The organism is Dyadobacter sp. CY345 (assembly GCF_021502725.1).
Classification (GTDB): domain Bacteria; phylum Bacteroidota; class Bacteroidia; order Cytophagales; family Spirosomataceae; genus Dyadobacter.
Map to the genome: position 1 here is coordinate 1,868,353 of NZ_JAKFFS010000001.1, position 13,110 is coordinate 1,881,462.

The 13,110-nt window shown below is 41.4% G+C and carries 14 protein-coding genes; 4 read left to right on the forward strand and 10 right to left on the reverse strand.

The window, feature by feature from the left end; translation table 11 throughout:
• Nucleotides 1–2: 2 nt before the first annotated feature.
• From L0657_RS07880 to L0657_RS07895, 4 genes are all read right to left on the reverse strand, one after another.
• On the reverse strand, nucleotides 3–680 hold the full coding sequence (locus L0657_RS07880; protein WP_235150034.1) for a response regulator: 678 nt from the start codon (nucleotides 678–680) through the stop codon (nucleotides 3–5).
• Nucleotides 677–1,210 carry a 5' nucleotidase, NT5C type gene (locus tag L0657_RS07885; protein ID WP_235150035.1) on the reverse strand — a complete coding sequence of 178 codons (534 nt, stop codon included), beginning with the start codon at nucleotides 1,208–1,210 and terminating at the stop codon, nucleotides 677–679. The genes L0657_RS07880 and L0657_RS07885 overlap by 4 nt, the downstream gene beginning before the upstream one ends.
• Nucleotides 1,210–2,505 (reverse strand): dihydrolipoamide acetyltransferase family protein, encoded by a 1,296-nt coding sequence (locus tag L0657_RS07890; protein ID WP_235150036.1) that lies wholly within the window; start codon nucleotides 2,503–2,505, stop codon nucleotides 1,210–1,212. The genes L0657_RS07885 and L0657_RS07890 overlap by 1 nt, the downstream gene beginning before the upstream one ends.
• Before the next feature lie 72 nt (nucleotides 2,506–2,577).
• Nucleotides 2,578–3,846 carry a competence/damage-inducible protein A gene (locus L0657_RS07895; protein ID WP_235150037.1) on the reverse strand — a complete coding sequence of 423 codons (1,269 nt, stop codon included), beginning with the start codon at nucleotides 3,844–3,846 and terminating at the stop codon, nucleotides 2,578–2,580.
• A gap of 164 nt (nucleotides 3,847–4,010) precedes the next feature.
• Between L0657_RS07895 and L0657_RS07900 the strand changes: the two genes are divergently transcribed.
• Nucleotides 4,011–4,685: a DUF4197 domain-containing protein gene (locus tag L0657_RS07900; RefSeq protein ID WP_235150038.1), complete on the forward strand. Its 675-nt coding sequence runs from the start codon at nucleotides 4,011–4,013 to the stop codon at nucleotides 4,683–4,685.
• A 63-nt stretch (nucleotides 4,686–4,748) separates the two neighbouring features.
• Nucleotides 4,749–5,090, forward strand: coding sequence for a gliding motility protein GldC (gene gldC, locus L0657_RS07905; RefSeq protein WP_090338242.1), 342 nt, complete (start codon nucleotides 4,749–4,751; stop codon nucleotides 5,088–5,090).
• Nucleotides 5,091–5,151: 61 nt separating this feature from the next.
• Here the strand turns inward: gldC and L0657_RS07910 are convergent, their stop codons facing one another.
• The 6 genes from L0657_RS07910 to L0657_RS07935 all read right to left on the reverse strand — a co-directional run bounded on the left by L0657_RS07910 (nucleotide 5,152) and on the right by L0657_RS07935 (nucleotide 11,691).
• Complete coding sequence (locus L0657_RS07910; protein WP_235150039.1) at nucleotides 5,152–5,508, reverse strand: MmcQ/YjbR family DNA-binding protein; 357 nt, start codon at nucleotides 5,506–5,508, stop codon at nucleotides 5,152–5,154.
• Nucleotides 5,505–5,684 (reverse strand): DUF6728 family protein, encoded by a 180-nt coding sequence (locus L0657_RS07915; protein WP_235150040.1) that lies wholly within the window; start codon nucleotides 5,682–5,684, stop codon nucleotides 5,505–5,507. Before L0657_RS07915 ends, L0657_RS07910 begins: the two co-directional genes overlap by 4 nt.
• Nucleotides 5,685–5,712: 28 nt before the next feature.
• The gene (gene ispG, locus L0657_RS07920; RefSeq protein ID WP_235150042.1) at nucleotides 5,713–7,728 is read right to left on the reverse strand and encodes a (E)-4-hydroxy-3-methylbut-2-enyl-diphosphate synthase; all 2,016 of its coding nucleotides are present in this window, start codon (nucleotides 7,726–7,728) and stop codon (nucleotides 5,713–5,715) included.
• Nucleotides 7,729–7,955: 227 nt separating this feature from the next.
• Nucleotides 7,956–9,041 (reverse strand): galactokinase family protein, encoded by a 1,086-nt coding sequence (locus L0657_RS07925; RefSeq protein WP_235150046.1) that lies wholly within the window; start codon nucleotides 9,039–9,041, stop codon nucleotides 7,956–7,958.
• A gap of 3 nt (nucleotides 9,042–9,044) precedes the next feature.
• Nucleotides 9,045–10,298, reverse strand: a complete 1,254-nt coding sequence (locus L0657_RS07930; protein WP_235150047.1) for a sugar MFS transporter — start codon at nucleotides 10,296–10,298, stop codon at nucleotides 9,045–9,047.
• A 34-nt stretch (nucleotides 10,299–10,332) separates the two neighbouring features.
• Nucleotides 10,333–11,691, reverse strand: coding sequence for a Gfo/Idh/MocA family protein (locus L0657_RS07935; RefSeq protein WP_235150048.1), 1,359 nt, complete (start codon nucleotides 11,689–11,691; stop codon nucleotides 10,333–10,335).
• Between the two features lie 294 nt (nucleotides 11,692–11,985).
• Between L0657_RS07935 and L0657_RS07940 the strand changes: the two genes are divergently transcribed.
• Both L0657_RS07940 and folE read left to right on the forward strand, forming a co-directional pair.
• Nucleotides 11,986–12,402 carry a 6-carboxytetrahydropterin synthase gene (locus L0657_RS07940; RefSeq protein ID WP_235150049.1) on the forward strand — a complete coding sequence of 139 codons (417 nt, stop codon included), beginning with the start codon at nucleotides 11,986–11,988 and terminating at the stop codon, nucleotides 12,400–12,402.
• Complete coding sequence (gene folE, locus L0657_RS07945; protein ID WP_235150050.1) at nucleotides 12,362–13,051, forward strand: GTP cyclohydrolase I FolE; 690 nt, start codon at nucleotides 12,362–12,364, stop codon at nucleotides 13,049–13,051. Before L0657_RS07940 ends, folE begins: the two co-directional genes overlap by 41 nt.
• Nucleotides 13,052–13,110: the final 59 nt, after the last annotated feature.

Genomic DNA, 13,110 nt, shown 5'->3' on the forward strand with positions numbered 1-13,110 from the left:
ATTTACTCGATTTTAAGAACGTAACCCATACCAAACTGCGTATGAATAAGTTTTACAGGATAATCTTTATCGATTTTTTTACGCAGATAATTTACATAAACTTCGATAACATTTGTTCCCGTGTCAAAACCGATATCCCAAACCTGTTCTGCGATTTCCACTTTTGAAATAACGCGTCCCTGATTCCGGATCAGGTAAACAAGCAGATTAAATTCTCTGGCTGTCAGGTTAATTTTGTTATCAGAACGATGAACCGTTTTTGCATCCATCGATACCTCCAAATCTGCAAATCTTAGTATCTGGGCTGTTTGCGAAATCGTTGAACCGCGTTTTGTGAGTGCTCTCACACGCGCCAGCAGTTCCTTAAATTCAAAAGGTTTAACCAGATAATCATCGGCACCAGCATCCAGACCTGTTACTTTGTCGTCGGTAGAACCGAGGGCAGTCAGCATCAATATTGGAGTTTCATCGCCCCAGTGACGAATTTCGCGACACAGTTCAATGCCGTTTATACCGGGAATGATGATGTCACTGATGATCAACTGATAGCCGCCTTTTTTTGCCAATTGTTTTCCAATCAGGCCATCGTATGCAATATCCACCTCATAACCGTTTTCTTCCAACCCTTGTTTCAGGGATTGAACAGTTTTCGGTTCGTCTTCTATCAGTAATAATCTCATTTGTTTGGTAAAAATAATTCAGCAACTTCTTTCCAGTTCGCTACTCTCCGATGTGATTTATCGTGTAGGTTATGTGTTGCCGAAAATAAAATCCCTTCCCCTTTAAAAGCATCAAGATTCCGGACCTGGTCATCGATTAGATAGTCAGAATGAATTATGCTTTTATGGCCGCAAAAGACAATATTGGACCAGGGAATGAAATCAAAATGTTTTTGTAACCAGTCAAATTTATCCTTAAATGAGTTGGGAAATTCCATTGCAGCTGTGGCAACGTAAATTTCGTAATAATGTGATAGTTTGTATATAGTTTCCCTGGCGTCCTGCTTCACCTCGATATCCGCAAAAAAACCGGGCTCATTCATTATTTTCCTGAGCCGGGTCAATTGTTTGGGATGAAGCAGCTCCCTGATGGGTGTTGAAACAAAATCTTTTTCAAATAACGTTGTATTGAAATCTTTCAGGATAATGCTGACCAATTTCTTGTGTGTGTCGGCCATCACATCATCCATATCAAGTGTTAATCTCAGCATTATAGTAACGTTCTATGAGCGTCATAACCTTCAAGATAATCCGAGACTCTTTTCAAAAACATTCCACCCAGGGAGCCGTCAACCACGCGGTGGTCATAGGAATGAGAAATGAACATAAGGCTTCTGATTCCTAACAGATCACCTTGCGATGTTTCGATAACAGCCGGTTTTTTCTTGATTGCACCAAATGCCATAATTGCTACCTGCGGCTGGACGATGATTGGTGTCCCCATAAGATTTCCGAAAGCGCCAATATTCGAAACCGTGTAGGTCCCTCCGGCCAGATCGTCCGCTTTTAATTTATTTTCACGGGCCCTTTTCGCAAGCTCATTTACTTTCTTAGCAAGTCCAGCCAGATCATATTGATCTGCATGGTGAATAACTGGAACAATCAAATTGCCATCTGGCAAAGCAACGGCCATGCCAATGTTAATATCTTTTTTCTTGACAATATTGTCGCCTTCAACAGAAATGTTGATCATAGGAAAATCCTTGATCGCCTTCACAACGGCTTCGATAAGGATAGGCGTGAAAGTGATACTATCACCGGATTTTTTCCTGAAATCATTTTTGACTGCCTCGCGCCATTTAACAATCGTCGTCATGTCAGATTCGATAAAAGACGTGACATGCGCGGAAATGCGTTTCGACTCGATCATGCGTGAAGAAATCATCTTGCGCATGCGATCCATTTCAATTATTTCAGTTGCTGCTTTGACCGCAGGCGCCTTTGCAGGAATTGCTTCCTTTTTCGTTCCTCTGGTGCTTAGATAAGAAATGATGTCGTTTTTGGTAACGCGGTTATCAGCACCCGTTCCTTGAATATTCGCGAGTTCCTGGGCATTTAGATTTTCTTCACGTGCGATGCTTAAAACCAATGGCGAGTAAAAAGTATTAGAATCAGCATCGCTTTTTAAATCGGCGAGTGAAGTTTCTTCAGGTGTTCTGTGAACCGCATTGTGTATATCTTTTTCAAGAAAAGCCACAGCGTCAAACTCAGGAGCTTCAATATCCAGCACCGGCTCAGAATCGCTGCTTTCCTGATCAACCCCATCTTGAACCTGAAATTTTGCGACCGGACTACCGATTGCCACAACGTCGCCTTCCTTGACCAGCCATTCAGTTAACACGCCGGAATAAGGGGAGGGAACTTCGGTATCTACCTTATCAGTGGCTACTTCCAAGACAGAATCGTCAGCCGTTATATCGTCGCCAGCTTGTTTCAGGCGCGTCAGAACGGTACATTCCATGATACTCTCACCCATCGGGGGCATTAACATTTCAACTATTTTCATATTTTTCTATATTTCATCCCAAACTTCCGGCCCCTCGATACGAATACTATATCTACAAATAAAAATAAATTATCAGATTTTTTCAGCTACCGTTTTTAAGATTGTTTTTCTCAAAAGGTTTAAAACGTACGAAGAAGTCAGCTCGATATTTACTTTCCTGATACTTCTCAATGTCAACAACTGCGTGACGGTTTCGGTTGGTGTCGCGCATGCAATCCAAACCGTTCCGACTGGTTTTTCAGGCGTGCCGCCATCAGGACCTGCGATTCCGGTTGTGGATATAGCGTAAGTTGTGTTCAGCACTTTACGTGCGCCTTCTGCCATTTCCCTGGCTGTCTGCTCACTAACTGCGCCAAAGTTTTCCAGTGTATCTCTTGAAACACCGAGGACATTCATTTTGACCGCATTGCTGTAACTAACTACGGATCCCTCAAAATATTGAGAAGATCCCGGAATACTGGTAAGCTGATTGGCAACAAAACCTCCTGTGCAACTTTCCGCCGTACCAATCGTCGCACTTCTCTCTTTTAGCAACCGCCCGATAACGGATTCAAGTTCATCCGCATCATAACCGAACACAAAATCTTCTATTAATGGAAGCAAAGAATCAACCTGGGTTTTCAATTCGCTATCCAGTATTTCCTGATTATTTCCCGTGGCAGTCAGGCGCAATTTTACTTGTCCGAAATGTGGTAAGTAAGCCAGTTTAATATGAGCGGGTAGGGCATTTTCCCAATGTTCAATCGTTTCGGCAAGAAAAGATTCCCCAATTCCGATCGTCCTGATAATTTTGTGCTGAATAATATTGAAGGAAAAACGATCTTTCAGTCTCGGCAGAATTGCGTGTTCCATCAGACTTTTCATTTCATACGGAACACCTGGAAGCGAAACGTAAATTACGTTATCTTTTTCAAACCACATTCCTGGCGCTGTTCCCCAAAGATTTGGTATGTAAGTACAATTAGTCGGAAGCGCCGCTTGCTGAATATTAAGTTCAGTCATTTCACGGCCTCTTTTTGCAAAAAACTCCGTTAACAACGCAAGCGCGTCTTCATTTATTTTTAATTCTGATCCAAAATATTTGCAAAAAGTGTGTTTTGTGATGTCATCTTTTGTTGGTCCAAGACCGCCGGTTACAATAATTACGTCCGCTCTTTGGCTTGCTTCCGTCAAAGCAGATATGATATCTTCCTGAAGATCGCCAACCGATGTTTTACGAACAGGCCGTATTCCGATGTTAGTAAGTTCAGCGCCAATCCATTGCGTATTTGTATCTGTGATTTGTCCAAAAAGAATTTCATCACCGATGGTAATAATTTCGGCCCTGATAATGGGATTCATAAATGCGATTGAAGTTGAATTGAACCGTTTATTTTTCCAAAAATAAGTAAAATTAATCGTTATTGATTACGTTTGAAACATAGTGTGAATTAAACAGAGTAACTGTAATGTATAAAAAAATAACGTTAATAATCTTTTTAGTGGTATCATCGAGCTGTGCCTCAATGGCTCAGTTCAATCTTGGAAAGGTGCTGGACTCATTTAAAAAACCGGAAGGCAATACTTCATTGTCGGAGGGGGATATAGTAAAAGGTTTGAAAGAAGCATTAACTGTTGGAATAAGCAATGGCTCAGCGGAAGCTTCAAAAACGGACGGCTTTTTTAAGAATGAACTGATCAAAATTGTCGTGCCGCCGGAGGCACAAAAAGTGGCTGAAACACTGCGTAAGCTGGGGTTAGGGAGTGAGGTCGATAAATTTACGCTGTCTTTGAACCGGGCTGCAGAAGACGCGGCTAAAAAGTCAAAGCCGATTTTTGTGAAAGCGATTACTTCTATGACAATTACAGATGCTGTCAGTATTTTGAAAGGTGAGGATGACGCGGCAACGAAGTATCTGCAAAAAACGACTAATACTGATCTTTATAATACATTCTTTCCGGTTGTCGACAGTACGCTGAGTCTGAACAAAGCGACCCAGTATTATGGTGATATGGTGAAAACTTACAATGCGATTCCGTTGGTCAAGAAGGTAAATCCTGATCTCAAATCTTATGCAACGCAGAAAACAATTGATGGCCTGTATCTATTGATTGCTCAGGAAGAAAAGAAAATCAGGAAGGATCCGGTTGCCAGGGTAAGCAGTATTTTAAAAACTGTTTTCGGTCAATCGGGAAAGTAACGAACCTGAAATTGTCAGTAGTTGTTACTTTGTCTTACTTTTGCGAAAAATATTAATCCTTTTATGAAAAATTCTGAGATACATTTCACCGTAGAACTCGACAATCAAAACATACCTGAAAAAATTCACTGGAACGCTACCGACAATCCAAACGAAGGAATTAACGACACACGTGCCATTGCTATCGCGGTTTGGGATCATTACCACAGAGGTACACTTAAAATCGACCTTTGGACGAAGGATATGGAGGTGTTCGAAATGAAACGTTTTTATATTGAAATCATGAGCGGCATCGCAGATACATTGCTTACCGCTACTAACGATAAAGTGATGGCAGACGCCATTGAAGGTGTATGCGAAACATTAAGTAAAAAGTTGGACGAGGAGATGAAGGCTGCGAAGTAGCTTAGTGTACATGAGTTATAAAAATAAAAGCGATCGACGAGATCGCTTTTATTTTTATAACTCATAATCCTTTCAAAGCACTCTTGTCCTTTTTCGGTAAGCTATTGACAACCAGCTCGTAAGAATCTTTAACCCAGCTGAATAAGAGTTCAGACGGAATGTTTCCCGTGATGTAAACCGTATTCCAGTGTTTTTTATTCATATGATATCCGGGAACTACATCGGGAAATTTCTCTCTTAATTCTTCCGCTTTTTCAGGATCACACTTGGCATTAAACTGAGCTTTCGATCCGTCAATGGGTGTTAAAAGGAATACTTTCCCCATAACCTTGAACACCAGCGTATCCGGCCCGAAAGGTAGTTCTTCCGTAACGCCAGGGAGTTCCAGACAAAAATCACGAAGGGTTTCCAGGTTCATCTTGTAAAAGCGCGTACGATCATTACAATTAAACAAAACAGGAACATGATGATGGAAATCCGGTTGATTCCGTGCATCATCCTTAAATTGAATGATGTAGGATCGTTTGGGTTTGGCTTCTTGAATACCCGGACGAAGTAATGAAATACATCTCCAAGTTGAAAATACTTTTTCATATCAATGATTTTTAAATATGAGATTCGATTAAGAAAGATTGTAGGTCTCGTCCGTGCCGGGTTCAATCCATCGACCGTCTTCACGTATAAGTTCTATTAATTCTTCAACCGCTTTCGCTGCTGTTACTGAACGCTTGATCACTTCCTGACCGCGGTATAAAGCAATTTTATCTTTTCCCATCCCGACATAACCATAATCTGCATCAGCCATTTCACCAGGCCCGTTAACGATGCAGCCCATGATACCGATCTTGATCCCTTTTAAATGCTCTGTATGTTTCCGGATCATGGCAGTAGTTTCCTGAAGATCAAACAAAGTTCGGCCGCATGATGGACATGAGATATATTCTGTTTTTGACATTCTAGTCCTTGCCGCCTGCAAAATTCCAAAAGTGATGCTGTTGTAGGCCGCCGCTGATTGAAGTTTTTGTTTATGCGAAAGCGGATATTGAAAATCAGGAGAAAGTAGAGTCCCGTCGCCAAAACCATCAACCAGTAATCCGCCTATATCTGTTGCTGAATATAATGTAAGGCTGTCACCAAGATCTGTTTCATAAGTACGCTGAATAATCACCGGTGTTTTTATCTTCATTTCAACCAGCCGGTAAAAGAAACGTCTCATTTCCGGCATTGCATGGTGATTTTCAGAATGGATCAGTAGAACGATGTTATTTGCAAAGCGAAGTCTTTCAAGAAATTCAACGGTAAAATTATGTATCGTTCCTTTAATAAAATTCAATTGTGAAGATCGCTCCGACTGATCACCGCTTTCCCATTCCTTAACGGTAAACGCCGGGAATTTATTTAATTTATCATTCTGGTCAAGCCATTGCTTAAAATCGATAATTTCTTTCAATCCATTCGGAAGCATAAATGGAATAGGCGTTTGTCCCGAATAAATAAAATCAGCACCCTGATCATTCATCGCCCATTTATCAGGAACGGGCAGGAAAAAGTGGCCAATACTTTTCAGATCTTCATGTTGTTCTACCGAAAGATCAGAGTAATCCGCAATGACGCGGGGAACATTTAGTCCGCCGATATTATAAACTTCCTGCGTTTCTCTTCTTGTATACTGAAATGGATTAATCGGGCAGTTTTCAACAGGGTTGATAGGAGCGTGCGGAGCACGGTGTTCGTAGCGTTCCACCAATGCTCTTGCAACGGGCGCTTCTTTTTCCGGCGCTTCTGTCAAGGAAACACGAACCGTGTCGCCAAGCCCATCCTCCAAAAGTGTTCCGATGCCGACAGCGGACTTTATCCTTCCATCCTCAGCTTCGCCTGCTTCGGTCACACCCAGATGTAACGGATATGGTTTCAAACCTTCCTGATCCAGTCGCTGAACCAGCAAACGATAAGCTTCCACCATCACTTGCGTGTTGCTGGATTTCATCGAAAGCGCAATATTAAAATAATTAAATTCCTCGCAGATCCGTAAAAATTCAAGCGCAGATTCAACCATTCCTAACGGCGTATCACCATAACGACTCAAAATACGGTCTGATAAAGATCCGTGGTTTGTGCCGATGCGCATGGCCGTTCCATATTCCTTGCAGATTTTTATCAGTGGAATAAACTTTTCACGGATGCGTTCAAGCTCGGCGGCATAAGAGGCATCGGTGTAATCGATTACCTCAAAACGTTTTCTATCGGCGTAATTTCCAGGATTAATCCGAACCTTTTCAACAATTCGCGCGGCGAGTTCTGCCGCATTTGGCGTGAAATGTATATCTGCAATCAGCGGAACAAAGATTCCTTTTTTATGCAGCCCGTTACGGATATTTTCAAGATTCTGCGCTTCTTTAACACTAGGAGCAGTGATACGAACATACTCACAACCCGAATCGACCATGCGAATTACTTCATCAATCGAACCCTGTGTATCCATCGTGTCCACAGTAGTCATGGACTGAATCCTGATCGGATAATCAGAACCCATCGGGATGTCGCCAATTTTAATGGTAATTGTTTCCCTGCGTTTATATTCCGTCAGAGAAGGGCAATAGATATTCAATTTATTTTCAGGCGCTGTCAGGATGGACATCTTATTTTGTTGTTTTGCTAAGGCATTTTCAATTATGCCAAAATAATTTCACTCATATCTTGATGATTCAGGATTTCTCTAAATCAAGGTACAAATTACACAAATCTAAAACACAAATGGAATTACAATCGTGCATTTAAGTCAAAATCAGAAAGATTCTTCATAAAAAAGTCGGCCCGGAAAATAATTTCCAAGCCGACCTTATTATTCAAAATTTTCAGAATTTATTATAAATCTTCGACCCGACTTCCGGAATCAATATTGATGATATAACTCTTACCTCCCGCTTTTTCAATAGCCTCCGCTACTTCCTCTGCTTTTGTCGGCGCGTAGACAAACATACAGCCACCACCGCCCGAACCATTTATTTTCCCTCCCAGTGCACCGGCAGATAACGCCGCATCCATCATAAGTTCGATTTTCGGTGTAGAGGTACGCTTATGATCGCGTAGGTTTTTGTAATGTTTGTAAAGTAATTCCCCTAAATTTTTATCGAATTCGGCCGCATTTACCTCGTCAACATTTTGAGACAAAAGATTTTTTCCCGTCATAAGGATATCACGATCCTCAACATTGGCTTGTAAAAGGCTGAACTCATCCTGGGAAAGCACCTTTTTATAATCAGAGATCTGCGCCAGCTGTGTTTTAAAAATTGAAAAATAAGGATCAAATTGTGTGACTTTTTTGATCACATCTTCCATTCCATAACGGCATCGTGCCAATATTCCCAAAGTGTCTTTCGGTTCCAGAGAGTCTCCAAGGACAAATGTTCCTAATTTTGGCGTTAATGTTTCAACATAAATCTGAGGCTGAGATTCTAGATAAATCACGTTTCCGATCGCTGTTGAATAATGATCCATCATTCCGCCAGGCTCACCAAATTCGAGAACCTCTGCTGCGTTGGCAATTTCCCCCAATTCTTTTAATGAAAAATGGAAAGGATTGTCACTCATCTTATCCAGAAAATGTGCCCAGGAGACAATCAGCGCCGAAGAACTTGATGTGCCCGAATTAATCGGAATATTTCCTTGAATGACACAATCGAAACCTTTGGAAAAACTCAGCCCTTTTCTTTTTAAAACATTTATGGTGCTTTTGAAATAATCCCTCTGAATGGTATAGGGAAAGGTCTCGTTTAAAGAAAACGAGACTTTCTGGTCCAGGTCAGGAAGATTAAGGATATTCAGATCATCATTTCTGTGAGCTCCATCGATACTAATCCTCCTTGAAATGGCCGCAGCTATGACCGGAAGCCCAAGATAATCCTGATGTTCTCCGAAAAAACAGATGCGGCCCGACGTTGAGATTCTCATGGACTACCAGCTTTTCTTTTTGTGGCCAATCATGGCATAATAGAGAATATAAGCGTAGCATAGGATAATTACCCAGAAACCTCTTTGTGGATTGGCTTCGCCACCAATCATTGCATATAAAAGGGGAAGCACTCCACCTCCCGGCCCGATTCCCATAATCAATAATGCCGAACCAACTTTCGTAAAAGTGCCAAGGCCATTAATAGCCATCGGGAAAATTGCCGGCCACATTAATGCATTTGCAAGTCCTAACAAGGCAATAAAAAGGATTGAAGTATAACCTGTGGTAAAAATTGCAATAAGACAGAACACTATACCTACCAAAGCTGAATATTTCAGTGCTTGCTCTTGTTTAATGTATCGCGGAATAGCGATAATTCCTACAACATAACCAACAAGCATCGCCGCCATAGTATAAGAAGTAAAATGCTTTGCATCGTCCAAACTGATTCCGATATTTTTTCCGTACTGCCCGATTCCGTCACCAGCAATTACTTCTGCACCAACATAACAGATAATAGCAACTACGCCTAACATCAAATTAGGAAACGCAAAAACACTTTTTTTCTGATCTTTTTCTGCTGTTATAGAAGACTCTGTCTGTATTTCAGGAAGTTTTGAAAAGAAAATTATGACTGCAACAACAATCAGAACGATTGCTAGCGCAATGTAGGGTGTCTGGATTCTTGAAGCCATTTCGGCTAATATGACTTGTCTGTCGCCTTCATCCGTGATGGTTACCAATTTCTTTTCCAGATCCCCGGCACCTTTCAAGAGAATTCCACCTACGATTAAAGGGGCAAGAATTCCGGCAGCCTTGTTTGCAATACCGACAATACTAATTCTTTTGGCTGCCGCTTCGATCGGTCCCAGGATACTGATGTAAGGGTTAACGGCAGTTTGTAGCAATGCAAGTCCTGAACCCTGCATAAATAGGCCGGTAAGGAAAATCCAGTAAGTTCTGGAATTAGCGGCAGGAATAAACAGCAGAGAGCCTAGCGCAATAACTACCATACTAAAAATGATTCCATTCTTGAAACCAAGTTTTTCCAGCACAACCGCAGATGGCAGTGACATAAAAAAGTAAGAGAAATAAAATGCTGATGTTACCAGAAATGCCTGAACGTCGGTTTCCAGGTTACAGACAATTTTGAGATAAGGGATAAGAGGGCCATTTGTCCAGGTGATGTAGCCCATCATGAAAAATAGCAATCCCATCACCAGCATTGGGCCTAAATAATTGTTCTTGTTGTTCATTTAAAAAGTAGTTATAGGGTTATTTCTTGTAAAATTAAAATTCATCTGTCAGGCCGAAAATTGGTTTATTAGTCCTCCATTTCCCTCTGGTAAAATCAGGAATTTCTACCGGCGAGCTTCCGCGTGCTACGGATAATTCTGAAAGCGGGCTTATTGCGCTCCATACTGCTGCATCATAAACATCAATCGGGGGAGCGACTTGTCTTTTTACGGCTTCAATAAAGCCTCGGAAAACGAAATAATCGATGCCGCCGTGACCAGCGTTTTCGGCCTCTTTTTCATATTTTTTCCAAAGTGGATGATCATATTTTTTTAGGTATGGCGCATCCGGTTCCGCTTCATGACGTTTCGGAGATACATCTTCAAGATAAATACTGTGTCCGTCGTTCATCCATATACCTTCCGTTCCTTGTGCCCGGAACCCAAGCGAATAATGCCTGGGAGAATTGGTATCGTGGACCAAAACGATATTCTCTCCATTGTGACATTGAATTACGGTGGTCACCACATCGCCCAACTTAAAATTCACTTTGGCATTCGGATGTTTTTCACCGCCGTGATCAACAATATACTTGTGCAGACCGCGCGACTTCGTCGAAGTTGATGTTAGATAATTGAATTTATTACCTCGATTGATATTTAACCAGTGCGCAACCGGACCCAAACCATGTGTCGGGTAAATATCTCCGTTGCGGTCTATGGAATGCTGTGTACGCCATTTGGCTTCTGAATATCCCTTCTCTCCAAATTCGACACCAAAGCCTTCGTTGCTTTTACCGTTGTTCAGTTTAATTCCGCGTAGGTCGTGCTGGTAACCACAATGTGCGTATGTCATTTCTCCAAACATTCCTTCCCGGATCATTTTCAGAATTGCCATCACATCCCTGCGGTAACAGACGTTTTCCAGGATCATGCAATGCGAACCTGTTTTTTCATAAGTATCGACAAGGTCCCATGATTCCTGCAAAGTCACGGTTGCGGAAACTTCGACGGCCGCATACTTTCCTGCATTCATTGCAGCGATTGTCATGGGAACGTGCCATTGCCAGGGAGTGGCAATCAAAATCGCGTCAAGATCATCCCGTTTTACCATGTTTAGGAAATCCTCGTCGCCTTTGGAATAAACGGCTGGCTCTTTTCTTCCTGCCTTACTTATTAAATCCTTTGCGAAATTGATGGAGGCCGAATCGATATCACAAATTGCATTCACCTCAACATCGGCGCGATACAGAGCTTGCTGAAGATGGTTACGACCGCGCAGACCTACACCTATAAAACCGATTCTAACTTTATCTTTTGGTTTCGCTGCTTCTTGTTTAAGTAGAACAGAAGGCAGAAGTCCCGTAGCTGATCCTGCCAAAGCTGCCTGTTGAATAAAATTTCGTCTATCCATAAGAATGCCTACGAATATATTATAAGGTTTAGGTATTTGTACTGTAACCGCGCAAGATACGACCAAATACCATATATTTTAAATTATTTTATTAATTAAAAAATAATATGAAATACCGGCTAAGATGAACCTTTCCTGATAATATTGTCGAAAATTGAACATTTTGAATCAATATCGTGTTGCTAAAAAAGTACGCTCCGATGGGTAAAAAGGATCCCGCCCGACGGCTTTAAGTGTGTTGGACACATACTTTGTTACGACATTTAAAGCATTTTTTTAACGTTATCAATATTTATGGCTCATAAAGTGGCTGTGTTTCGTAAAGAACACTTCAATGCGGCTCACCGACTTAATAATCCGGCATGGTCGGACGAAAAGAACGAAGAGATTTTTGGCAAGTGTAACAATCCGAATTTTCATGGACATAATTATGAACTTATCATTCAGGTGATAGGCGAATTGAATGAAGAAACGGGTTATGTGATCGATATGAAGGCATTGAGTGTGCTGGTTAAAGAACACATTCTGGACCGGTTTGATCATAAAAACCTGAACGTTGATGTTGAGGAATTCCACCATTTAAATCCATCGGCTGAGAATATTGCTATTGTCATATACAACATTCTCAGACCAAAAATTGATGCAGAGCATGCTCTGAAAATTAGATTATATGAAACAGAACGGAACTTTGTTGAATACCCGGTCGATTGAAAATTTTGATATTGAGGAGATTGGTGACGAGCATCTTCTTTCTTCTATTGAAACTCCCATGCGTCCCGATGCCTTTGCGTTGGAAGACGATGTGAAAATTGAACTGATCGAGAAACATTTTCGCCATATCATGGAGATAATGGGTCTTGATCTGACGGATGACAGTTTGCAGGGAACTCCAAAAAGGGTTGCAAAAATGTATATCAAGGAAGTTTTTAGCGGACTCGATCCTAAAAACAAACCGAAGGTTACGTTGTTTGACAACAAGTATAAGTATAACCAGATGCTGGTTGAAAAGGATATTGCAGTATTCTCCAACTGTGAGCATCACTTTGTTCCGATTTACGGCAAAGCGCACATCGCATATATTTCCAGCGGGAAAGTAATTGGTTTATCCAAACTGAATCGCATAGTGGAATATTTTTCAAGGCGCCCACAGGTTCAGGAAAGGCTAACCGTGCAGATTGCTAATGAGTTGAAAATTGCTCTGCAAACCGAAGATGTTGCAGTTGTTGTCGACGCTAAACACATGTGTGTGCAGTCCCGCGGGGTGCGTGATGCAGGGAGTTCGACGGTTACTTCTTATTATGGAGGTAAATTTGAGGAGGAAGCTACGAGAAAAGAATTCCTGGCATACCTGGGAATGTAATTACATTCCTTATCGAAATCAGGTATTATAAAAAAAGTTGAAAGTGAAATGAATGCAGG

Coding starts and splice junctions, on each gene's coding strand:
- L0657_RS07910 (WP_235150039.1), bottom strand. CDS start 5,508: ATGAACCTGGAAACCCTTCGTGATTTTTGTCTGGAACTCCCTGGCGTT.
- ispG (WP_235150042.1), bottom strand. CDS start 7,728: ATGTCCATCCTGACAGCGCCTGAAAATAAATTGAATATCTATTGCCCT.
- folE (WP_235150050.1), top strand. CDS start 12,362: ATGAAACAGAACGGAACTTTGTTGAATACCCGGTCGATTGAAAATTTT.
- L0657_RS07900 (WP_235150038.1), top strand. CDS start 4,011: ATGGCTCAGTTCAATCTTGGAAAGGTGCTGGACTCATTTAAAAAACCG.
- L0657_RS07935 (WP_235150048.1), bottom strand. CDS start 11,691: ATGGATAGACGAAATTTTATTCAACAGGCAGCTTTGGCAGGATCAGCT.
- L0657_RS07895 (WP_235150037.1), bottom strand. CDS start 3,846: ATGAATCCCATTATCAGGGCCGAAATTATTACCATCGGTGATGAAATT.
- L0657_RS07930 (WP_235150047.1), bottom strand. CDS start 10,298: ATGAACAACAAGAACAATTATTTAGGCCCAATGCTGGTGATGGGATTG.
- L0657_RS07940 (WP_235150049.1), top strand. CDS start 11,986: ATGGCTCATAAAGTGGCTGTGTTTCGTAAAGAACACTTCAATGCGGCT.
- gldC (WP_090338242.1), top strand. CDS start 4,749: ATGAAAAATTCTGAGATACATTTCACCGTAGAACTCGACAATCAAAAC.
- L0657_RS07885 (WP_235150035.1), bottom strand. CDS start 1,210: ATGCTGAGATTAACACTTGATATGGATGATGTGATGGCCGACACACAC.
- L0657_RS07890 (WP_235150036.1), bottom strand. CDS start 2,505: ATGAAAATAGTTGAAATGTTAATGCCCCCGATGGGTGAGAGTATCATG.
- L0657_RS07925 (WP_235150046.1), bottom strand. CDS start 9,041: ATGAGAATCTCAACGTCGGGCCGCATCTGTTTTTTCGGAGAACATCAG.
- L0657_RS07915 (WP_235150040.1), bottom strand. CDS start 5,684: ATGAAAAAGTATTTTCAACTTGGAGATGTATTTCATTACTTCGTCCGG.
- L0657_RS07880 (WP_235150034.1), bottom strand. CDS start 680: ATGAGATTATTACTGATAGAAGACGAACCGAAAACTGTTCAATCCCTG.